Origin of the sequence: Sphingobacterium sp. UBA865 (genome assembly GCF_002295765.1) — a bacterium.
In the GTDB taxonomy this organism is placed as follows: domain Bacteria; phylum Bacteroidota; class Bacteroidia; order Sphingobacteriales; family Sphingobacteriaceae; genus Sphingobacterium; species Sphingobacterium multivorum.
The window spans coordinates 90,889-111,281 of sequence record NZ_DBGB01000023.1 but is presented as its reverse complement, the minus strand read 5'-3'; the positions used below and the strand labels follow the sequence as shown (position 1 = coordinate 111,281).

At 39.6% G+C, this 20,393-nt stretch carries 23 protein-coding genes and 1 tRNA gene; 6 read left to right on the top strand and 18 right to left on the bottom strand.

The window, feature by feature from the left end; all coding sequences use genetic code 11:
* Nucleotides 1-76: 76 nt before the first annotated feature.
* Complete coding sequence (locus tag B2O97_RS13805; protein ID WP_139144944.1) at nt 77-1,162, top strand: hypothetical protein; 1,086 nt, start codon at nt 77-79, stop codon at nt 1,160-1,162.
* Between the two features lie 10 nt (nt 1,163-1,172).
* On the opposite strand, the gene B2O97_RS13800 is transcribed toward B2O97_RS13805, so the two are convergent.
* Nucleotides 1,173-2,018, bottom strand: a complete 846-nt coding sequence (locus B2O97_RS13800; RefSeq protein ID WP_070564475.1) for an alpha/beta hydrolase-fold protein — start codon at nt 2,016-2,018, stop codon at nt 1,173-1,175.
* 673 nt (nt 2,019-2,691) lie between these two features.
* Nucleotides 2,692-2,928 (bottom strand): hypothetical protein, encoded by a 237-nt coding sequence (locus B2O97_RS13795; protein WP_070564469.1) that lies wholly within the window; start codon nt 2,926-2,928, stop codon nt 2,692-2,694.
* A gap of 210 nt (nt 2,929-3,138) precedes the next feature.
* On the opposite strand from B2O97_RS13795, the gene B2O97_RS13790 reads away from it, so the two are divergent.
* A complete protein-coding gene (locus tag B2O97_RS13790; RefSeq protein WP_115048591.1) occupies nt 3,139-3,336 on the top strand; it encodes a hypothetical protein in 198 nt (65 codons plus the stop codon).
* 352 nt (nt 3,337-3,688) lie between these two features.
* Here B2O97_RS13790 and B2O97_RS13785 read toward each other — a convergent pair whose 3' ends face one another.
* The 12 genes from B2O97_RS13785 to B2O97_RS13730 form a co-directional block, all read right to left on the bottom strand.
* The gene (locus B2O97_RS13785; protein ID WP_201639246.1) at nt 3,689-4,408 is read right to left on the bottom strand and encodes a DUF3575 domain-containing protein; all 720 of its coding nucleotides are present in this window, start codon (nt 4,406-4,408) and stop codon (nt 3,689-3,691) included.
* Between the two features lie 336 nt (nt 4,409-4,744).
* Entirely contained in the window at nt 4,745-6,265 is a 1,521-nt protein-coding gene (locus B2O97_RS13780) for a glycoside hydrolase (RefSeq protein ID WP_286767568.1), read from the bottom strand.
* Between the two features lie 250 nt (nt 6,266-6,515).
* Nucleotides 6,516-7,703 carry a serine hydrolase domain-containing protein gene (locus B2O97_RS13775; RefSeq protein WP_286767567.1) on the bottom strand — a complete coding sequence of 396 codons (1,188 nt, stop codon included), beginning with the start codon at nt 7,701-7,703 and terminating at the stop codon, nt 6,516-6,518.
* Nucleotides 7,704-7,938: 235 nt separating this feature from the next.
* Complete coding sequence (locus B2O97_RS13770) at nt 7,939-9,291, bottom strand: DUF3472 domain-containing protein (protein WP_070564455.1); 1,353 nt, start codon at nt 9,289-9,291, stop codon at nt 7,939-7,941.
* 237 nt (nt 9,292-9,528) lie between these two features.
* Entirely contained in the window at nt 9,529-9,945 is a 417-nt protein-coding gene (locus B2O97_RS13765; protein ID WP_070564452.1) for a nuclear transport factor 2 family protein, read from the bottom strand.
* A 66-nt stretch (nt 9,946-10,011) separates the two neighbouring features.
* Nucleotides 10,012-11,553 (bottom strand): M20/M25/M40 family metallo-hydrolase, encoded by a 1,542-nt coding sequence (locus B2O97_RS13760; RefSeq protein WP_070564572.1) that lies wholly within the window; start codon nt 11,551-11,553, stop codon nt 10,012-10,014.
* A 118-nt stretch (nt 11,554-11,671) separates the two neighbouring features.
* Complete coding sequence (locus B2O97_RS13755; protein ID WP_286767566.1) at nt 11,672-12,772, bottom strand: DNA alkylation repair protein; 1,101 nt, start codon at nt 12,770-12,772, stop codon at nt 11,672-11,674.
* Nucleotides 12,773-12,850: 78 nt separating this feature from the next.
* On the bottom strand, nt 12,851-13,261 hold the full coding sequence (locus B2O97_RS13750; RefSeq protein WP_070564449.1) for a VOC family protein: 411 nt from the start codon (nt 13,259-13,261) through the stop codon (nt 12,851-12,853).
* 96 nt (nt 13,262-13,357) lie between these two features.
* Nucleotides 13,358-14,041: an ATP-dependent Clp protease proteolytic subunit gene (locus B2O97_RS13745; RefSeq protein ID WP_070564446.1), complete on the bottom strand. Its 684-nt coding sequence runs from the start codon at nt 14,039-14,041 to the stop codon at nt 13,358-13,360.
* 12 nt (nt 14,042-14,053) lie between these two features.
* Nucleotides 14,054-14,326 carry a hypothetical protein gene (locus B2O97_RS13740; RefSeq protein ID WP_139144943.1) on the bottom strand — a complete coding sequence of 91 codons (273 nt, stop codon included), beginning with the start codon at nt 14,324-14,326 and terminating at the stop codon, nt 14,054-14,056.
* The gene (locus B2O97_RS13735) at nt 14,307-14,840 is read right to left on the bottom strand and encodes an RNA polymerase sigma factor (protein WP_070564571.1); all 534 of its coding nucleotides are present in this window, start codon (nt 14,838-14,840) and stop codon (nt 14,307-14,309) included. Before B2O97_RS13735 ends, B2O97_RS13740 begins: the two co-directional genes overlap by 20 nt.
* A 151-nt stretch (nt 14,841-14,991) precedes the next feature.
* Entirely contained in the window at nt 14,992-15,948 is a 957-nt protein-coding gene (locus B2O97_RS13730) for a bifunctional helix-turn-helix transcriptional regulator/GNAT family N-acetyltransferase (protein ID WP_070564440.1), read from the bottom strand.
* A 172-nt stretch (nt 15,949-16,120) separates the two neighbouring features.
* Between B2O97_RS13730 and B2O97_RS13725 the strand changes: the two genes are divergently transcribed.
* The gene (locus tag B2O97_RS13725) at nt 16,121-16,900 is read left to right on the top strand and encodes a class I SAM-dependent methyltransferase (protein ID WP_083295870.1); all 780 of its coding nucleotides are present in this window, start codon (nt 16,121-16,123) and stop codon (nt 16,898-16,900) included.
* 62 nt (nt 16,901-16,962) lie between these two features.
* Here B2O97_RS13725 and B2O97_RS13720 read toward each other — a convergent pair.
* Nucleotides 16,963-17,036: transfer RNA gene (locus B2O97_RS13720), tRNA-His, on the bottom strand.
* Between the two features lie 202 nt (nt 17,037-17,238).
* Here B2O97_RS13720 and B2O97_RS13715 point away from each other — a divergent pair.
* A complete protein-coding gene (locus tag B2O97_RS13715; RefSeq protein ID WP_286767565.1) occupies nt 17,239-17,799 on the top strand; it encodes a DUF4230 domain-containing protein in 561 nt (186 codons plus the stop codon).
* A 138-nt stretch (nt 17,800-17,937) separates the two neighbouring features.
* Here the strand turns inward: B2O97_RS13715 and B2O97_RS13710 are convergent, their stop codons facing one another.
* On the bottom strand, nt 17,938-18,153 hold the full coding sequence (locus B2O97_RS13710; RefSeq protein WP_286767564.1) for a hypothetical protein: 216 nt from the start codon (nt 18,151-18,153) through the stop codon (nt 17,938-17,940).
* Nucleotides 18,154-18,367: 214 nt separating this feature from the next.
* Here B2O97_RS13710 and B2O97_RS13705 point away from each other — a divergent pair, with 214 nt between their 5' ends.
* Nucleotides 18,368-19,024 carry a response regulator transcription factor gene (locus B2O97_RS13705; RefSeq protein WP_070564434.1) on the top strand — a complete coding sequence of 219 codons (657 nt, stop codon included), beginning with the start codon at nt 18,368-18,370 and terminating at the stop codon, nt 19,022-19,024.
* A gap of 30 nt (nt 19,025-19,054) precedes the next feature.
* Nucleotides 19,055-19,258: a hypothetical protein gene (locus B2O97_RS13700; protein WP_070564431.1), complete on the top strand. Its 204-nt coding sequence runs from the start codon at nt 19,055-19,057 to the stop codon at nt 19,256-19,258.
* Nucleotides 19,259-19,365: 107 nt separating this feature from the next.
* On the opposite strand, the gene B2O97_RS13695 is transcribed toward B2O97_RS13700, so the two are convergent.
* Nucleotides 19,366-19,617 carry a Rho termination factor N-terminal domain-containing protein gene (locus B2O97_RS13695; RefSeq protein WP_070564428.1) on the bottom strand — a complete coding sequence of 84 codons (252 nt, stop codon included), beginning with the start codon at nt 19,615-19,617 and terminating at the stop codon, nt 19,366-19,368.
* Nucleotides 19,618-19,711: 94 nt separating this feature from the next.
* Nucleotides 19,712-20,260 carry a type 1 glutamine amidotransferase domain-containing protein gene (locus tag B2O97_RS13690; protein ID WP_286767563.1) on the bottom strand — a complete coding sequence of 183 codons (549 nt, stop codon included), beginning with the start codon at nt 20,258-20,260 and terminating at the stop codon, nt 19,712-19,714.
* Between the last annotated feature and the right edge of the window lie 133 nt (nt 20,261-20,393).

Genomic DNA, 20,393 nt, shown 5'->3' with positions numbered 1-20,393 from the left:
TCAATTTTATTCAAACAAGAAGCTTCCTGCAATTGTTGTTACATATAACTGTATTTATTTCTTAACGGATTTCTTTATGATAATGTTCGAAAAACAACTTTTGCAAACCCTTATTCGGGTTCAGGATAAATTATGTGTTACCATCTCTGTCAATACCCATCGCACACATCCTGATAATCTCAGTGACCGCATAAAAATCAAAAATTTTAAAAGAGAAGCGATTGATAGGTTGTTGGATAAACATGATCAGAAAGATATTGCTGGTCTGATCGAAAAATTGGAAAAAATAGATCAAGAGCTCGATATCAATTATAATCTTGAAAGTCTTCATATTTTCGTTTCTGATACCATCAGTGAAGTTTTCAAGTCCTCTTGGGAGACAAACCAAGAAGGAGTCCATATCAGCAATACATTTGCAGTACGCCCGTTGGTGAAGGAGATTGGCCGTCAAACCAGTTATCTTGTGATGCTCCTTTCGCAAAGCGGTGTCCACCTTTTTCGAGCCACCAATGGTCGTATTGTTGAGGATATCAGTAGCGAAGAGTTCCCGATTCCCGAAAATCAATTCCATAACACATTTCCGGATAAGAGCAGTGATGCCAAACATCTTGATGATCTTCTCAGGGAATATCTTAATCGGGTTGATAAAGCGCTTTTACGATTTATTGGTGAAGAGAGGATTGGCACGCTCGTTTTCTGTACAGAAGATAACTATAGCAAGCTCTTACAGGTTGCAGATCGCCCCTCGGTCTATTACGGATACCTGCCTATTGATTATAACAACATTGAAACACATCAGTTGGAGAGCCGTGCTTGGAATTTTATGAAACAGGAGCTTGTACGAAAAAATGAGGACTACTTTAAAGAATTGGAAGCAGCTGTGGGCAAGGGCTTAGTGATCACTGATCTTCAAGAAATCTATCGCGCCTGCCAAGATGGCCGCGGGGATATCTTAGTGGTTCAAGAAAGCTTCCATCAGGCCGTAAAGATTCTTTCGGATCGGGATATAGCTATAGTAGACAGCCCTATAGGATTGGACACGATCGACGACATCAGTAGTTTATTGGCCTTGTTGATCGACGAAAGGGGAGGACAGACCGTATATGTTCCTCAGATACCGAATGAGGAATTACAACCTATTGCCCTGAAGACTCGGTACTAGTCCAATTAAGTTAATTATGCTTAGTGAATAACCATTTTTGGAGCTCGTCCGTTAGTAGAAACGGAATGACAATATTATTATGCTGTAAATTTTTAAAAGTTGTGAAATTGAGTTTACGATTTCCGTGCAGCTTTTTGTACAAAACTTCGCTTCCAATATAAGAATTCTCTATATCTTTTTCACCATGGATAAGCCAAATGTTTTTATGAACAAGTGTGTTGATATTAGATAGATCTGGTACAGCGGCGATAGAAATCATTGCTGCGAATTTTTCTGGGGCCAGGCTCATGAGGTTTTGTGCTGTTGACGCTCCCATAGAATAACCGACGAGATAAATTCGATTTTTATCGATATTTTTAAACTCGTCTTCAATATTTTCTATCAATTCTAAAATTTGCCGTGCATCTCTTGAAGGTCTTGCCTCAAGTATACCATTCTTATTCAATTCGTAGATTGATGAACGCTTTTCAAACTGTGGGGCAACAACGAAACAGTTGAACCTTGTATAAATATCTTCTCTAATCCAGGTTCTTGCCAAATGCTCTAATTGGTTTTCATTGTCACTACCCATTCTAGATGAATTATGAAATGTAATGACAACAGGATATTTTCTTTTTGAATTGAAATTTTTTGGTAAGAGAAGCCGGTAAGGTATTGTAACGAACTCATTGGTGAATATCCTTTTCTCATATTGATCCGTGCTTAACTGGCTTAATATTGTTCTAGTTTCAACAAATGTTGCACTATCTATTCGTCTATTATCGTATTTGTGTCTTTGTGCAAAACAAAAATTACATGTAATTAAATTTAATAGAATACCAAATTGTAGAAAAAAACTTGATCGTTTTTGTAGCATAAGACCTTATTGGCTAGTGATTCGTGTATACTTATATATTAATTCCAATATAATTTCGATTGCGTAATCCAATGGTATTGATTACGGCATTAATATCGTGTTCTGTGCATTGCAGCTTTTTGTCCACAATAGCCGCAAAAAAATGGTTTCTATCGCACAATTGCAATTAAGACATTTATTATTCATTGCTGGGTTAATTGTTTTTTTTGCAAATATAATTTTATTATCGAGATATATCGCCTTACTCCGCTCTTTAATTTCATCGTACTGAATCGCTATTTCAACGAAAATTAGACACAAGCAATTATCTCCGCTCGGAAGCTATTAAACTAGTTTTTTATATTTGAAGCGTAAATCAGTAATGACACTTACACTAAATGGTAGCGACGACGGGTTGAATCGCTCAAAAAGAATGTGAATTTAGAATAGCTTTTATGGAAAATGAATTTTAGATGCATCATTTAGATAAGTTATTGAATGTACATTCTTTATGCTGAAAAAAAATATACCTATTTTATAAAGTAATCGATCCATTTGATTATGTTGAAGCCTCTTGATTTACCAAAAATCAGAGGCTTTGTTTTTCGCCTCGCGTCAAAAACAATCTTGAAAATAACAAGGCCATTTCTGTAGAACTGGCCTTGTTATTTATATTGTTCAATCTAAATGGGTTTTAATCATTTCCATGATCCTCTGACGCATAGGAAAATTTAACTGATTTTTGCGGATAAGCTTCCATACTCTTGCGGCTTGTATTTTTGATAATGGTTTTGATACTAACGCGATCGCCCAATTTATAGTAAGTTTCTACGGTCTGATAATCCAGTAGGTAGGGACCACAAAAGTAATTCCCGTTGTCATCTTTTTCGATGATTCCCTGATAAAGCCCTGTTCTTGTCTCTTTTGGCATGTTAATTTAATTTGAAGAACAAAGGTAGCAAGAGTATTTGGAGAAAATGATATTAAAGATAAAATTAGGGACATTTTATTAAAATTCTGGAAACACCTCCTAAGGGCCATTCTAAATAGTGGATAGAAGACTAAGTGGATTTGATTGTTGGAACTACCAGAATCCGGGATCGAATAATTGCATAAAATCCAGCACCATTTAAAGAAAACAATGGAGCAAGAAGAGGTCAATAGCTCAGGTCTTGCTCAATTGCTTTTTTATTGGATAATAAACGGTCTTTTATTTGCTTTTTACACCTTTTTGAGCCCACACAGAGTTGTTGCACATCGCAGGAAGATGATGGCAAAAGCAGAATGTCAAACCATAGGACAAGTGCTTAAGTATGCCCGTGAGCATAATCTAATTTAAAAAACTAGCGATAGGGATGTTATTCCTTAATAGTGCTCACCAAGATAATGGCGGTTTTAGTTGTAGACTTTAGCTGACTTTGAAAATTGGCGTACATAATCAAATTAGGTTTAAACAAGTCTGAAACTAACCTCGCGGCGAAATAATCGTTATTAATTAATTGTTTAAATATTCTGGTGATCCGTTGTGCAAAGATAGAAATCCTTGGGTATTTACTAAATAGTTGATCTATTTCTTCCCGAAACTGGAATGAAAACTGCACAAAGGATCCTTAGCGATTGCTATGGATAAAAGCGCACCAATATTGTGCGCTTATTGGAAAAGATGATACGAGGAACGTAGGATCTTGTAATTAAAACCGGTAGCCTATGGATAATGCGGTGCGAATACCGGCAAACGGTCCGCTAGTGCTTAGTGTTACGCCATCCGCATTTACTTCTTTTTTGATTTTCATGAGATTGCTATCAAATTCATCCAGTTGTCTCCTTACTTCGCGTTGTTCGTCTGCATTTAATGGAGTTTTCCCTTCGAACTTTCCATTGTTGAAACCATAACCGGGACCGACAATGCGCCAGTCTAAATAGATGTTTTGTCCAAGTTTCCATTGGTTACCGACAGCTACCCCACCGGTAAAAGCATCTAAGCTGCCCGATAGAGGTACTTCACGGTGATAATTTGATTCATCGACGGTAATCTTTGTGTGTACACTGTAATTGGCGTATTTGACAAAGGGCGCGATATAGAATCCTTTTAACACTTCTTTATTCCCGAGGTAGAAACGTACTTCGGGGGTAATGGAAAAAGCGCCTAATTTAGCTTCACCCAAAATATTATTATCATCATCAAAAACAGATTCCCATAGGGATTTAAAGGGTAAGTTGGTTTTTGGACGATAACTTATCGTTCCATTGATCGATAGGTGCTCATTGAGCGATCTTTCATACTCCAATGCAATATTCCCGACAGATAGGGGCCAAAGATTTAGTTTGATAAGATTTGATTTTTCTTGTGCTTTTAATCCAGAGATAGTACATATCCCAAGAGTAAGCATCGTAAGGTAGCGCAATTTCATAGTAGTTTTTCCAAAATATAGGTAGCAAAGATATTGGAATATATTTTAGTTCGGAAAGAACAGGTGCGTTCTTCAATTTGTTTTTTAAACATTATGTCTCCTAATGATTTAGAATTGATTTTTTAAAGAACGAAAGCCAGCTGGATTTTGTTCTTTAAATTCTTATTTTTAGAAGTGGTTCAAATTTTTATGCTTTCGAACGCATATCTTCAGATGCTATGGAAAGTTAAGTTTTCAAGCTAAAGGGAAACAGGCAATGGCACAAAATTTAGAACTACAATATGTGTTTTGAACAATACACTGAGGGAGGACAGCTCCCTCAGTATGATGAACAAATTAAAGTTTGTTGCCTTCTAAAGTGCTTATACTTTTAGCAGGTATTGTTAAGGAATAGACACCTGAGCTGTTTGGTGTTACAGCTCCGACATTACCCCAATGGCCAGAACTGCTTGCCGTGGTTTGGTAATTGTTCAGCGCACCGCTTGCAAAACCTGTGAGGTTGATATCCAATGGAACAGCTGCAGTACCCGTGTTGGTGACAACTAAGGCAAACTTACCTGATTGAGGATCTTTGTAAGCCGAAATCAATAAGCCATTTCCATTTTGAACCGCTACATTGATACGCATATAACCTGCTTTGATAAACCTGGAATAATGTCCCATCACATCATACGTTTTTGGAAACTCCAAAGAACCATCACTCTTTGTGCAAATAAGCGCCTCATTATTTTGAAATGCCAGCATCCCTAGCCAAAACACATAGGCATTGGCATTACAATCCGCCAGTAGTTTGTGCATATTAACGGCCAGTTTCAAGCCGCCTTCAATGCCACTGTCATAATTGCCGCCATCATCGGACGCTTCTGTTACCCACATTGGTTTACCACCAATACTAAAATTCCACATGGACGGACTCTGGTTAAACCCACGTTGACCAGTGATGATGCCACTTATTTCAACGTAGCCGTGCCCCGCAAGGATGTCGACATTGCTTCTGTCCATGCCTGAGAGGAAATTATCGGCAGTTCCCCAGGCCGCATTTTCGGAAGATATAATCTTGGTGGATTGTAGACCAGCGCTGTTTAATTCTGGACGGAGATTGTTGGTAATAAATTGTCCCAAATGCGAAGCGTCCCAATAAGAAGCATCCCAGTCTGAAAAGACATTTTCAGGCTCATTTGAAGGAGAGATAGCATTGATTGTAATTCCTTCATTTTGAAATGATTTTACAAATCCAGTCAGGTAGCGCGCGAAAGCTGTTGAAGAAGTATTAAAATTAAGTCCATTAAACCATTTCGCGGAAATACTGCTCGTATTGGTCTTCATGTATAAGGGCGGAGTCCAGGTACTTGCCATAACGAAGGGAACTTGGAATCTTTCTTTTGCTTTCTTGATGATCCAGACCTGTCCAAGCTGTTCTTTTTCATCTGCTGTCAAATTCTGATAAGTCGCACTATTGGGGTCTACGTCAATCGAAACTCCTGCCGGTTTAATGGTAACGACCTTGGTCTGTTGATTAAAAGGATAGGTATGAAGTACTTTTCCACGAAGGATATTCAGTTTCAATCCACTGCCTCCCCATAAATAATCCAGAATACTATCTCTTTTTGCGGATTCAAAGAATGGAACAATCCGGCCTCCGAATGCACCAAATCCATCAATCTTTTGATAGGTTTGATCCCAATTTAATGTTGCAATTGTAGCTCCTGCCTGTGCGGATACAGCAGCTTTTTTGTTCAGTTGTGCTTCTGGACTCTCAGGAGTTAATGAAGCTTTTTGGCAACTAAAAATAGAAAATGTGGAAACTACGGCCAAAACAGCATAAAGTCTGTTCCAGCGACTGGTTAATTTTAACATAACTTAGTTTTTAAGATTTGTGAATGAATCATTAATTTAAATGTGCTTGGTTTTTCAAGCGGTTCTCATTGTCGTTGTTTTGTTTGCCTCCTTTCTTTAGTTAAAAAAATAAACATTCACCGATTTCCACATTGGTTAGTTTCCGAAAATTAATAATATTTTGGGAGAATTTATTATTACTTCTCTTATTTTAATTTTATTTTTTATTGAATTAAAAATAAATACATATTTTTTTAATGATAACTTAATTTTAATCCTTCTTTTCTGCTGAAGATGAAGGCTGAACCTGTCGCCGATCATACAGTAATAACTGATGTCTAATGTCATTTTCAAGTTCACTGACCTTGCGTTGATCAATGGTGTCGTTGACCATAATAACGATACCATAATCATCTGTGGGATACAGCACACATAAGGTATTGTAGCCTATTTTAGTATTTCCATCGTGATAGAAATAGCGAACCCCACGTTCGTCACGATTGATCATCCAACCGAGCCCCATACCAAATCCATCGTCTTTTCCATAAGTCAGTTGATGTGTTAGACCAAGGGCTCTATCGTTTAGTTTGAGGTTGGCTTCGATGTAGATCAACATATCATTGATCGTTGAATTCATTGTGGGACCAAAGTAAAACCCGCTCAGATTCGCAAATGGAACAGGCTGACCTTTATTGTCATGGCCCTGTACAACGTCGTTTATTTGTGACTCATCTAAATAGGGCGTTGTATAATGCATACCGAGGTGTCCCTTCATATATGCGCTGATAAGATGTTCATAGGAATCTTTATAGCTACTTTCCAATAGCGCAATAAGTACCATCACAGCCGTGCTATTGTAACTGAACTTTGTACCTGGGACGGTGTCGGGCTTGACTTTCCTCAGATCATCCAATAGGTCGTCACGACTGTACTTTCCAAGATAGTCTACCTGTTCCGGAATAGTGAGCCCCCTTAAACTATCGACAACTTTGGTAGGTAGCGATCTGAAAGTCTTTGGAAGGGCAGAAGTATGATTTGCTAGATGCTTAACGCGGATTCCATGGCCGCGGTATTGTAAATTGGAATAACCTCCTGGCAAGTATTTACGGATATCATCATCGAGGTTGATTTTCTTATCAAGGACCGCTTGCGCAAGTAGAGCGCCGACAAAGGTTTTCGCCACCGATCCAATGTTGTAATAGTTATCGGCGTTTGGTAACTTTTCTCTACTGTAGGTGTAGGTTGTTTTGTGCCCTTTAATATAAATCCCAATAGACACACTAAATGTATTGTTGTTGGAAAGATAATCAAAAACGGAACAGTTTACAATTGTATCGAGTTGGTTTTTAAGTTTATGGTCAGTATTGATGGGTGAAAGATACTGTCCGTTTGATGAAAGGCTACTAATTAGCAACAGGGTGCTCAATAGGATAAATAAGGGTTTGGATAGTATATTCATAAACAAGTTTATTGTTCTTGATGCTGGAATCTATCGTCGGTATTCGGAAAAGCCATTGGGTTTACAACCTGCCCAAGGCGGGGGATTAGCTAATTTTATTAAAGTGTTAGTGAAAGGTACGAATTGTTATGTAAATATCACAAGGTTAAGTTTTTAAAAGGGCAATACTTCATTTGAACGTATCGCCCCTTTACATGGAATATAAACTACTAATAATTTGCTGTAAACATGCGTATTACGGCAGTGTTGTTAGATTTATTGAAGGTGCTGTGCCAGTACCTGCTTGTGTAAATTTCGTTCCGGGATTTACGACAGTATTGAAAAAACCGCCATTTTTCAGGAAGAAGCTATTCCCGGTTATTCCGCCAATGGCGTCTATCCGCTGGTTATTGGAATAGGTTGCATCAACCGTAAAGGTACTTTCCACGACTTTCAGCCAAGTTCCAGCAGATGTTCGAACCCATTGATTACTATATTCTGCCGAACGTCCCAGAAAGCCGTTGTCGGCGTTGAAATTTTCGAGGAAGCTATGAAATCCTGTTAAATAAGTATTTGTTTTGGGACGTTTCCAACTTGCAATGAGTATCCAAGTATTGGTCGAAGGATCATTAAACCATGCTGTAAAATCAGTACTTCCATTATTATCAGGTTCTCCCTTTAATAAAAATTTATAGGTAGTAGCGGCAGTCCAATTAAACTTGAGGTAGCTTTGTCCGCCAGAACCTTCGCCACCGAACTCTCCTGTCGTGGTATTTGCACCTTTTCTATTTAATGTAATGCGGTCCTCTGCAGGTATTTGTGATGGGTTATCGGTGCTATATGGACTCCAAACAGAAAATAATATTCTGCGCTCTGTCGCTGAATTGACCTGCATTCCGAAATATCCTTGGCCGAAGCCATTTGCCATAAAGTAAGATCCTATTTTATCTTCTCCTGCGGGGACTTTCACCTCGCTATAATAATAGGAAACTTGCTGATTTGTTGGAATGGTATAACTCAAATGGCAGGATGGACCCCGTCGCGACCAATAGTAGGTATTATCTACATTATTGTCACTATAAATTACTGTGCCATTCGTTGCCGAACTATCTAAAATCAAATGGGATACATCGGCAAAGTAACCACCTGACTTGGATACACCTTGAAGATCCATTTTTATATAACCCGCCGCATTTAGCGAATAGGTACCAACAGTGTAATCCTTAAGGGTTCCACCCTTAAGTTTGATTTGTTTACTTACACCGTTGATCGTTAACTTCACCGTACTGCTATCGCCGGACGGTAATACTTTAGCCCTTATTTTAACACGTAAAGCGCCTGCTTGGGGGACCTTTGCATAGGTACTGATCACACTATTGGCATTGGTCCAGTTTGCCAAGCCATTGCTATTGATGACTTCAACTGCACCGGAAGGTGCTGAAGTAACAAAGGCATTACCACCTAAGGGAACTTCGTATCCGCTTGCTCCAGGGGATGCAGCGCGGAGCGATAATTTCTCTTCTAAATTGGTTTGCACCTCGCTTTTTTTGCAAGACAGAAAGCTTGCCAATACCGCGCAAAGCAGTAGTGTAAATTTGGGATATCTCATAAGTTAAATTTAATTGTTGACTCTAATTTTATAAATACAATTAAATTAAACGAAAATTATTCAATGCAATCGTTTGTGTGAATTGCTTTTGTAACAAAAGGGATACGTTAGATAGTCACCATTGTTTATTTAATGAACTATCATTAGGTAAATGCTGCAATGCACAATAGCTTAAATAGTCTCCAGTGGTTTGCTGCACACAGCCGTTTTATCTGACGATTTGCTAAGCCATCTCGATTATTCGGCCAGTTTATCGGCATGTCGATGCAAAAGCTTCCAATTGCCTTGCTCTTTTCTGAAGATTTCGGTGATTCTGAGATTGAAAATCACTGCTGAATCTCGCCCTTTTACGTTGACTGTCGAACGTTGTATACCCGTCCAGTAAGCTAGCGAATCACAGGCATATTGATGGATCACTTCAAATTTGTTTTCTGCACCCGGAAGGAAATTGGAAGCTCCTTTTTGATTAAAATCATTGACCTCGGATACCCCAGAGATGTATATTCCATTGGGCGGAAAAATTGTTGCCGGCTCATTCGAGACAGAAATGTCTTTAAGAGAGTCAAAATGGCCCTCCACAAAATCTGTTGAGGATTTCAATCGGATAGCCATAAATTTTTCGAATTCCAAGAGTGCGTTATTGTCTGTTTTCATATTTCTTATCTGTGTTTGTTAAAAAATCAACCAGTGTGTGAATGTAATTGCGAAGATTGTCCATGGTTAAATCTTTTCATCGTCGTAGTGACGCATCATGTAATAAAAATAGTCTATCATCTTCAGGTAGTTTTCAATGCTGATGTATTCATTGGTACTATGCATACTCTGCTGTTCGGCGTGATTAATTTTAATGGGCATAAAACGATAGATATGATCACTGAGATGCTGATATTTGATGGCGTCGGTTCCGCCCACCGTCAGGTAGGGCGTAATAATAAGATCGGGGTATAGTCTGCGGATAGCAATTTCCATCATTTTGTAGGCTTTAGCGTCTGTTGGTGAAACTTTGGATGCTTCTCGGGCATTGTCGACCTGTTCGATCTCAACATCAAACCCGCTTGTAGCCTGCTCGACATGATCCCGAACTTCCTGTAGGGTGTTTTCGGGTAGCAGTCTAAAATTGACAACAAATTCAACTTCAGGTGAAAGGACATTGGGGGCATCGCTGCCTTTCATCATTGTCAGTGCCGTAGTTGTTCGCACGAGAGCATTAGTCGAATGGTTTTTCGTTAGTTGAGCCAGAAGTAAAGGTTCAAGAAGCCAGCGGTTAGCGATCGCAAATCGGGAGGCAAAAGGCATGCTGCCACCAACCTGTTGAAAGAAGTTTTGGATAATGGGGTTGATCTGTGCTTTCATCTGGTGATTTTCTAAGCGCTGCATGATGACTGCCGCTTGACCAATTGCACTCGTTGTTGGGGGCATCGAAGAGTGCCCACCAAGACCTTTAACCTTTATTTTCAGGGATAAAAATCCCTTCTCCGCGCAACCGATCAATGCTACATCCGAGCTGATCCCCTCGACCGAGCCCTTTTCCAGAATGAGTCCACCCTCGTCATAAACGGCTTCGAATTTAAGGCCCTTTTCTTTGAAGTAGTCTGCTATTTTGGCTGCGCCACGTACGCCCCCAACTTCTTCATCAAAACCAAAAGCGAGGTAGATATCCCGCTTGGGCTGTACCTGTTCTCGAACCAGCTGTTCTGTCGCTTCAAGTAAGGAGAAAAGCATTCCTTTCATGTCTAAGCTTCCACGTCCATAAATGCGGCCGTTGGCTACTGCTCCCGAAAAAGGTGCATAGTCCCACTCTTCGGCGATTTCGCTTACAGGTGGTATCGCCTGGTCGCTAGGCTGAAATAGTGATGAATCGTTGTTTTTTATGGCAGCTGAACCAGGAGGGACGACATCCGTATGGGAAAGAAAGAGTAGCGGATGCAAGCTCTTGTCGCTTCCCTTGAGTCGAAAGACCAGCGCATGACCATTGATTGTATAGGTTTCCAGCGAGCGATAGATCAGTGGAAAGTTGTACCTGATATAATTATTAAGTTCTTCAAAAGGAGCATGATTAAATAATATCGAGTCGCCAATAGAGATGGTGGCTATTTTGATACCGCCGGCAAATCGGGCAACAATGCTGTCATTGACCGCTGGCGGCATTGGCGCCACCTCCGATTTTTTGACTCGCGTAAACGGATAAGTCAGCGTTCTAATGAAAAGCCCAATGATAAATAGAATAAGTAAGACAAAAAAGATTAAGAGAATTTTCTTCATAACAGACTTCATATTAATATAAACCACCTACCACATATACCTTGGAAAAAGTCATCCAGCGCATATTCTATTGTTTCTAGTAGAACACGAAAGCCCTTCGTTTGTTTCTTATGTCCCATTAAATGTGCAATAGCTCAAATTCCTGTTGGACCCTTTCTCGCCCATTGACAATAATGGAGATTTTATGCTTCCCTGCATAGAATTTCCGGGTGGTAATCAATTTAAAAGATTGCTTTCGCTCGATACGGTTTATCTCAGCTCCCTGATAAATTCGTTCACTAATTTTAAAAACCTTTCGAGATAGCTGGCCATTTGATTTTTGATAATATAACCCATACTCCAGACGTAGTGATTTAGCGGTGCTGCTTCCATTCTCGATTTCAAAAGAAAAAATAAGATGTTCACCTACTTTAACAGCCGGTGTATGAATACTGAGATTGGTAACATCGAAATCGCTACAATCCAGTCCATAAAAGCTTAGAATTGCTGGATGCCCTTGTTTGAGTAAGGTACGGCAGCCATGTTTGATGATAGCATCTGTATTTTTACTGATACCTTTCCATTGCTGGGCAATACCCAAGACAAGATGGGGATGATCCTTAGCGATATCGTTGAGATTGTTGGCTACACTTCTTCTGACGCTCTCGGATGAATCATTATGGAGGTTTTGTAGGATGGACAGGATAGGAGTAGGATCATTTTTCAACGATGGAATTGCCATCGCCCAAGGGAGTCGAGGTCGAGATCCTTCGCTTGCAAGGCGTCGTACCTGAGCATGTGGACTTTTGGACCACCTTTCCATTTCCGCGATCATTCGAGATCCATAGTTGATAATAAATGGGCGAACGGCAAATTCGCAGCTGATAAATCTCGTGACGATTTCAAATGACTGTACAGCTGTTTCAAAATCTTCGATGCCGTAAGTTTCGATATAGTCTGGAAAAATAACATATTCAAGTCCTCCCGGATGCTTCGTTTTTAGGAGATGTCCCACAACTTGTCTTAGTAAGGCCGCTGCTTCAGGAAAGGAGTTCGGCATAAATTCATGCAAGACCGCTGTGCTATGTTTTGTGCGCTGTTTCCATTCCATTTCATGAAAACTGCCTGCAAAAACACGTTTGATAAACTGTTCTCTGTTAAAATTGTTATCAACGAGGTGGAACTGATCAGCAATAAACTGATAGAATTCCCATGTATATATATCTTTAATGAGGGACATGAGCTGAATAGCTGTTAAATGTCAATTAATGAAGACAAGATACTATATTCGATGTTAGTATCTTGTCAGATGAGCAGACTAGTTAGTAGCGTCTAAACCAAATTTCTTGATGGCCTCAGGGCTCAGTGGCGTGAAAAAGTTAAGCAGGTTACCATCGGGGTCACAAAAAAGCAATGAGCGATTGCCCCAAGGCATTGTTGTCGGCTCCTGAACGATTTTTGAAGCACTATTTTTGATCCGAATATATTCATGATCTACATTTTCCACTAAAAATTCAATAATAATGGGGGCCGTGTTGCCAAAGACAGTGGGGCTGTCGCTAAACATTTGCATCGTACGCGTACTTCCAATAGCTATGGTAATCGAACTGGTGGAAACTTCAGCGAAATCTGGTGTAAACCATTGCGCGGTGAGGCCCAGGATTTCTTCATAGAATGTGACGGATTGCTGGATGTCATTTGCAATCAGTCGAATGGATGTTAATTTCATGATGATCTAAATTTATTGATAACAAAATTAAACGGACTATTGACAATAGTCTGTCAATAGTCCGTTTGAAATTGTTCATAAATTTAATGATCATCGCTAGGTCAGTACGTCGTCAATAATTCCAAATTCTTTTGCTTCTGAAGCAACCATCCAGTGATCCCGGTCGCTAACATCATGTACACGTTGATAGCTTTGTCCACTATGTTTGGCAATAATATCGTACAGCTCCTTCTTTATTTTCAACACTTGATTGGCTGTAATTTCAATGTCAGATGCCTGCCCTTGAACACCGCCCAGCGGTTGATGCAACATCACCCGTGCGTGCTGCAGGGCGCTACGCTTGCCGGCGGCGCCGCCACAGAGTAATATCGCGCCAAAAGAGAGTGCCATACCGGTGCAGATTGTTGCAACATCAGGACTGATCAATTGCATCGTATCATAAATACCTAATCCAGCATAAACTTCGCCGCCAGGAGAGTTGATATACAGTTGTATATCTTTTTTGGGATCAACAGATTGAAGAAATAGCAGCTGGGCTTGTACGATATTGGCGATGTTGGATTCTACGGCAGCACCCATAAAGATAATACGGTCAATCATCAATCTGGAAAATACGTCCATCTGTGATACGCGCAATTCGCGTTCTTCGGTGATATATGGAGTCATGGCAAGCGGCATGCGGGATTGCTCGATACCGGAAATGTAATGATCCACCAGATCTTTTTGGACATAGCAGTGCCCTACCGCAAATTTGCGGAACTCATTTTTGTCAATCGTCATGATGTTAAGAATTTAGGATTTGCGAAATAACTTTAGTATTTTTTTTCTAAAAGAGACATGTTCAGGATATGTAAATAATGCTTGCGTTATGGCTTCAATTTCAGTTTTTAATTGTTTGCGCCCAAATTGCTGAATAGCTTCATAAGCTTTTTGTTGCGCAATAACCTTGTCTGCCAATTCTTCGTCCAATACCAATTGCGCTTCAAAAAGCAACGCTTCTTCTGGTTCAGCCATTCCAAAGATATATGCTTCTATCTGCTGGGTCTCATTCCATGAAGTCATCATAAACCAGGGATTTTTCTTTAACGGATTCTCTAACTTTCTCCAGGCATTTGAATTTCTGTACAGTGGCGCTCCTTACGCCCGAATAGCCATATTCATCTGCAATTTCTTGCAGGGACATTTGATCATAATAGAAGCTTTTCAAAAGTTCTAAACATTTGCGCCCGGCAATCTCCAAAAAGCGAAACAGCCTTGCGCTAGAAGGAGACTCTTCGGTTGTCAAAGCAATATCCACTTGATCTAGGGAGAGGTTTGGGCTGGATTGACCATACCGTTTAAGCCATAGATTTTTGGCTGTTCCGACCAAATAACCAATAGCGTTGTTTAGTGGTGTTTCTTTTAAATGTATCTTTTCATAATACACCAGTAAAGCGTCCTGAAATACATCTTTGGCTTCATCTAAATTACCGCCCATGCGACTGATATACTTAGCCACGATAGGAAATGTACTTTTATACAAGTTCATAAAGAGCACCTGCCGGTCTATTGTTCGATTTGAATTGATCAATTGTTGCATAGCAATATCATTTATAGACATGTACCAATTTAGCGAAAAGTATCACCTTTTATTTGAAAATTAATTAAACAAAAATGCTTCCCCAAAAAAAGGAAGCATTCATTCGCTTATCTGAGTTGACTATTCCAGTGTATGTTTCTACTGCGCAGGGTTATTTTTTTAAATCCAGTTCCATCTGGATATTACAGCGTTGATAAGTACTTGGAAAGCCATTGATTTTTTGAAAACCTAACTTGTGATAGAGATTGATCGCAGGTTTTAAAATGGTGTTGCTCTCGAGAAACAGTTTTGAAGCCCCTAGAGTCTTTGCTTCTTCAATAATTGCTTTTCCCAAAAGATAGCCTATATTTTTGCCCTGCACTGTTGGAGAAACCACCATTTTTGCCAATTCATAGTCAAAATCGGGATGATTCATTTTGATAAGTGAACATACACCTACGGGCTTGTCATTATAAAGAGCAACCATAATTTTGCCGCCTTTTGCCAAAATATACTCCTCAGGGTTGTCAAGTGCTTTATGGTCCGCCTCTTCCAATTCAAAATAGGTGGAAATCCATTCCTCATTCAAGGACTTAAATGCTAAGCGGTAGGCTGGATTGTACGGTACAATGTTGATATCCTTACTTTCACGCATTTTCTTTTGCTCTTGCACCCGTTTCAATAAGGATTTTTGTTCAAGGAGAAATTCCCATTCCGCTAAAGCTTCCCATAGATTGTGCGTAGCTTCCTGGATAATCCCATCAATGGCACGATCGATATCGATACATTGAATTTTCATTCTTTCCCATAGCATTTTTCCTTTATTACTCAATCCAACCATATTTCTCCGTTTATCCATAGAGCGAAGGTTATCTTCAAGTAGGCCCGCTTCGATCATTTCTTTAACGATTTTAGTGACCGACGGCTGGGAGTGGCCAATCTCTGTTGCTATATCAGTAATTGTCTTGGAATCACCTTCCGATAAAATAAAGAATACGGGAAACCATTTGGGTGCAAATTCAATCTGATAAAGCTCGTGTATCCGGGCGGCTTCTTCTGTGATGTTGGAAGCCATGTAACGCAATCTGCTACCTAAGGCTATTTTTCCTGTTTTTTCAAATAATTCCATCGTATTATAAGTAATTATATAACTAGTTATGTAAATGTAGGAAAATTATTTGAATGTTTTAAAATTGAATTTTAAAATTAGACTGGAGAAAAATATATCGTTGCTTATTTCGTTATATTTCAATAAATTCAACACATAAAAAACCAGAACCCCTTAAAATAGACCGAAGGACATGAACGAGTTAGAAACTTATTTCCGAAATAATAATGCGAAGCTAATCAATAAATGGATGCATTATTTCGATATATACGACAGACATTTTAGTCGTTTCAAAGGCAAAGAGATCGTGGTGTTGGAAGTTGGGGTTTTTCAGGGTGGAAGTCTGCAGATGTGGAAGAACTATTTTGGCGATCGTGCTAAAATATATGGTATTGACATCAATCCGCACTGTAAGGAACTCGAAGAAGAAAATGTCGAGATCTTTATTGGTTCGCAGTCCGACCGAAAGTTTCTGCGTCAGGTAAAAGAGTCTATTCCGCCGATCGATATATTGATTGATGATGGTGGCCATACGATGAAACAACAGATTGTGACATTTGAGGAGCTTTTTGATCATGTGAAAGACAATGGCGTATACCTTTGTGAAGATTTACATACATCTTATCAGGTATTTTATGGTGGTGGCCATAAAAGGAATGGTACTTTTATAGAGTATAGTAAAAATTTTATTGATTACATCAATGCTTACCATTCTGAGCAACGTGGATTGAAGGTCAACGGATTTACGCGTTCGGTAGGGTCTCTACACTACTACGATAGCATCCTGGTGGTGGAGAAACTTCGAAGGGATGAAGCGCCGATCCATATGAAAACAGGGGCGGCGACAGTGAAAGATTTCAATGCGGCTCCCACAGGATTCGATGGATTAAAATGGAAGATTAAAAAACCTGCTTTAACCGTGATCAACAAGTTGCTCCGCTTTTTCCGTATTGGCGGGTTTATGTGGCGCTAACAGACGGGAGCAAACAGACGGGACTAGAAACAAAAAAGGCAGATCATTTGATCTGCCTTTTGGGTAAGTAATCGGGCTCGAACCGACGACCCCTAGAACCACAATCTAGTGCTCTAACCAACTGAGCTATACCTACCGTGATTTTGATGTCACAAAAGTAGTATTATAGCTCATATGTTCCAAATGTTTTTTAAACTTTTTAACTAAACAATTGTCTATCAAAAGGTATAATTTTCAAGTATGCCCATTTAGTGACCCTGAAGAATAATATTGAGGTAATATTTTCAGGTTAAATGTCTAAAAAAGCAGCTTGGTCTTTAATTTGTATAGTATAGTTTATGGGAAAATTTTTAAAATTTTTAATTATCGTAGCCATTTTGGCAGTTGGCGCCTGGTTTGTGTATCATAAATATAACAGCGGACCGACAGTGGAAAGTAAACATCAGCTGTTGGTGGACCGTATTGAAGCCATGGGAAAACTGGAATTGGTCAAATACCGTTACAGTGATGTTGTAGAGCACAAAAACGTGAATACTTTTTTACCGGATGCAAGTGTATTACTCATCGTGAAAGCAGATGCTGTAGGCTGTGTGAATTTGACGAAACTTAGTCCGGAAGATATCACGGTTTTGGGGGATTCGGTCTCCATCAAATTGCCGGCTCCAGAAATTTGTTACATCAAGATCGACCACGACGCGTCCAAAGTCTATGATACGAAAATGGCTTTCTTGCGCGAAGCAGAGCTCGTGGATGAAGCTTATAAAGCTGCGGAAAAAGCTGTTGCTGATGATGTAAAGAAATCGGATATCCTGCAGCAGACCAAGGCCAATGCAACCACCGTTTTTAAACCGCTCTTACAGGGATTGGGATTTTCGAAAATCAATCTGACCTTCGAATAGTGCCCAAATAAAAAAGCTAGACAATGTTTACATTGTCTAGCTCTCTACAATAAATCTAATCTCCAGCCATCTCACGACGGGAGGACTTCATAATTATGCTATTATCAAGCCAAGAACATTAGCCAAGTTACATTCGTTTTATTTTTTTGTCGTTGTATCCGGCTGTGGTGTCGGCGGGATTTCTCCACGGGATTCGGAAGATGTGGTGTCGCGATATTGTATCGTCGTGGTATCGTTGGGAACGGAATCACGCATCAGTTCCTGTGATTCTTGATCATCAGTTTTAGCGCCGTTACATCCATAGGCTGCTAAGCATAATAGACTGACGGCAATTAATTTTGTTGAGTTTTTCATATTATCTATCGTTTAATGATGGCATGCCACCTGCATGCACTTAGTAGGAGAACAAAGCTCAGGTCAAAAGCGTTTCGCTTTCTATATTTGCTATTATGATAGAAAAAGAAAATCAATCTTATTTTCTTTATTTTTTAGATAAATTCAATTGTAAAAAACTTTTTACAATTGGGTGCTGTTCCTAGAAGTACATAAGTTCATTAAACAGATAGCTATGATTCAGATAGTGCTTGTTGACGACCATCATTTGGTTAGAAGTGGTTTTCGGCTGATTTTAGAAACGCAAGATGACATTACTGTTTTGGCTGATGTTGAAAGTGCTGAAGCAGCTTTGGATGTGTTGAATGTCGATCAGCGACCAGATATGATCCTTACGGATATTAATATGGGTGAAATGGGCGGGATAGCTCTCATTGATTTCGTTAAACAGAAATACCCCGATATAAAAATCCTTGCCTTGACGATGGAAAATGACAAACACATTGCCGCAGATGTATTGCGTGCAGGAGCAGATGGCTATTTAGTGAAAGATAGTAGTTGTGATGAGGTACTTTTTGGTATACGGCAGGTTGCCAAAGGAGAAAAATATATCAGTGGTTCCTTAAGTGTTTCCTGCCTTAACGATTATAAAAACTTTGCGGACAGGGCTCCAGACCTAAATCGTGTTTTGTTAAAATATGATATTTCAGAACGCGAATTGCATGTATTGGAACTCATCGCACAGGGATACACCAACGGCGAAATTGCAGAGCGTATTTTTTTGAGCAAACGTACGGTGGAAGGGCACCGACAGAAACTGATCGAGAAAACGAATACAAAAAATACAGCTGGTCTTGTCAGCTTCGGTTTTCATCACATGCTCTTACATTGATTAAACAATAAAAACAAAAAATAGAGGAATATGGCAACAAAAAATGAAAACCGCGTCGTCGGAACCGAAATGGAAAAAAAGAAAAAGGTCAAGTTAGGTGTAAATGGAGAGACACTGCGAGATGTAGGCGATAAGGATCAGGGCGATGCCGAGGCCGGAGTAGACCCGCAGGTGGATCAGTTGAACGAGATGCCCAATGATCCTACAGATAGGCCAAAAGAAAGGAAGAAATAAGAAAGACCCGCATTTAAAATTGCGGGTCTTTCTGTTAAGCTTAGTTTCTAGCTGAAAATCTGTATCTATTTTCAGGACTAATCAGCACTTGTCCGTGAATGACATTTCTATTTTTTGCCCTGCTTCTCAATGGCTTTAGCAAGTTCATCTTTCGTCATATCGTGACGCCCGGTTATCTCCATTTTCTTTGCCATTTCCAAGAGTTCAGCTTTGGTTTTATCAGAACTTCCGTTTTGCGATCCTTTAGACGCTGAAGCACTTTTTCCTGTTGTTGTCGCTGATTTTTTTTCTTTGTTAGCGTTGCTGCTTTGCGATTGCCCTTTGGCAGTCGTATGGCTTGAACTTTTTGTTGTATTCATAATATACTGTTTTATGTGTTATTTATATGCTGAACATGTTACAAGATCTAAAGGTTGGCCGATTTTATACGTTATTGAAACTGTACTACTACGCTTAGTTCTTTTTTTCTGTCGCAAACGCTTTAATGATGGCTTTATTAAAAGCGGGCAGATCGTCGGGCGTACGACTTGTAATAAGTTTGTCGTCAATCACCACTTCGCTGTCTTCCCATAATGCGCCTGCATTAATCAGGTCCATTTGAATGGCTTCAACGGACGTTATTTTTTTATCACGCACCAGATCCGCGTTAATCAGTAATTGAGGTCCATGGCAAATGGCTGCGATCGGTTTATCCCGTTCCCAGAAAGCATTGATCAATGCAATAGCCGTTTTATTCGTCCTCAATTTATCAGGATTGATGACCCCGCCTGGTAGCAGCAATCCGTCATATCGATTCTCTTCTGCCTCCTGCAGAGCAACATCGACAGGATAGTCATTTGACCATTCATCTCCATTTTTTGCCCGCACTGTTCCTTCAGCCGGTGATATAATGTCTGTTTTGGCGCCTGCATTTTCCAAGGCTTCCTTTGGGCTAGTCAGTTCAATTTCTTCAAATCCATCCGCGACCAATATCGCTATCCGCTTATTCTTTAAATTCTCCATATCACTAATTTTATTTACGTTCTTTCTATACTTCAAGAGAACGGATGTAAATCTGCGAAGGTTTGAAATAATATGATTTAGCGTAGGAAAAGCGTTTTGATTGATAAAAAGGAATAAATCAAACCGTATTTCT

Bases quoted from the DNA above. Each gene is read 5' to 3' on its own strand.
- B2O97_RS13805 (WP_139144944.1), top strand. From the start codon at position 77: ATGATAATGTTCGAAAAACAACTTTTGCAAACCCTTATTCGGGTTCAG.
- B2O97_RS13800 (WP_070564475.1), bottom strand. From the start codon at position 2,018: ATGCTACAAAAACGATCAAGTTTTTTTCTACAATTTGGTATTCTATTA.
- B2O97_RS13795 (WP_070564469.1), bottom strand. From the start codon at position 2,928: ATGCCAAAAGAGACAAGAACAGGGCTTTATCAGGGAATCATCGAAAAA.
- B2O97_RS13790 (WP_115048591.1), top strand. From the start codon at position 3,139: ATGGAGCAAGAAGAGGTCAATAGCTCAGGTCTTGCTCAATTGCTTTTT.
- B2O97_RS13785 (WP_201639246.1), bottom strand. From the start codon at position 4,408: ATGAAATTGCGCTACCTTACGATGCTTACTCTTGGGATATGTACTATC.
- B2O97_RS13780 (WP_286767568.1), bottom strand. From the start codon at position 6,265: ATGTTAAAATTAACCAGTCGCTGGAACAGACTTTATGCTGTTTTGGCC.
- B2O97_RS13775 (WP_286767567.1), bottom strand. From the start codon at position 7,703: ATGAATATACTATCCAAACCCTTATTTATCCTATTGAGCACCCTGTTG.
- B2O97_RS13770 (WP_070564455.1), bottom strand. From the start codon at position 9,291: ATGAGATATCCCAAATTTACACTACTGCTTTGCGCGGTATTGGCAAGC.
- B2O97_RS13765 (WP_070564452.1), bottom strand. From the start codon at position 9,945: ATGAAAACAGACAATAACGCACTCTTGGAATTCGAAAAATTTATGGCT.
- B2O97_RS13760 (WP_070564572.1), bottom strand. From the start codon at position 11,553: ATGAAGAAAATTCTCTTAATCTTTTTTGTCTTACTTATTCTATTTATC.
- B2O97_RS13755 (WP_286767566.1), bottom strand. From the start codon at position 12,772: ATGTCCCTCATTAAAGATATATATACATGGGAATTCTATCAGTTTATT.
- B2O97_RS13750 (WP_070564449.1), bottom strand. From the start codon at position 13,261: ATGAAATTAACATCCATTCGACTGATTGCAAATGACATCCAGCAATCC.
- B2O97_RS13745 (WP_070564446.1), bottom strand. From the start codon at position 14,041: ATGACGATTGACAAAAATGAGTTCCGCAAATTTGCGGTAGGGCACTGC.
- B2O97_RS13740 (WP_139144943.1), bottom strand. From the start codon at position 14,326: ATGATGACTTCATGGAATGAGACCCAGCAGATAGAAGCATATATCTTT.
- B2O97_RS13735 (WP_070564571.1), bottom strand. From the start codon at position 14,840: ATGCAACAATTGATCAATTCAAATCGAACAATAGACCGGCAGGTGCTC.
- B2O97_RS13730 (WP_070564440.1), bottom strand. From the start codon at position 15,948: ATGGAATTATTTGAAAAAACAGGAAAAATAGCCTTAGGTAGCAGATTG.
- B2O97_RS13725 (WP_083295870.1), top strand. From the start codon at position 16,121: ATGAACGAGTTAGAAACTTATTTCCGAAATAATAATGCGAAGCTAATC.
- B2O97_RS13715 (WP_286767565.1), top strand. From the start codon at position 17,239: ATGGGAAAATTTTTAAAATTTTTAATTATCGTAGCCATTTTGGCAGTT.
- B2O97_RS13710 (WP_286767564.1), bottom strand. From the start codon at position 18,153: ATGAAAAACTCAACAAAATTAATTGCCGTCAGTCTATTATGCTTAGCA.
- B2O97_RS13705 (WP_070564434.1), top strand. From the start codon at position 18,368: ATGATTCAGATAGTGCTTGTTGACGACCATCATTTGGTTAGAAGTGGT.
- B2O97_RS13700 (WP_070564431.1), top strand. From the start codon at position 19,055: ATGGCAACAAAAAATGAAAACCGCGTCGTCGGAACCGAAATGGAAAAA.
- B2O97_RS13695 (WP_070564428.1), bottom strand. From the start codon at position 19,617: ATGAATACAACAAAAAGTTCAAGCCATACGACTGCCAAAGGGCAATCG.
- B2O97_RS13690 (WP_286767563.1), bottom strand. From the start codon at position 20,260: ATGGAGAATTTAAAGAATAAGCGGATAGCGATATTGGTCGCGGATGGA.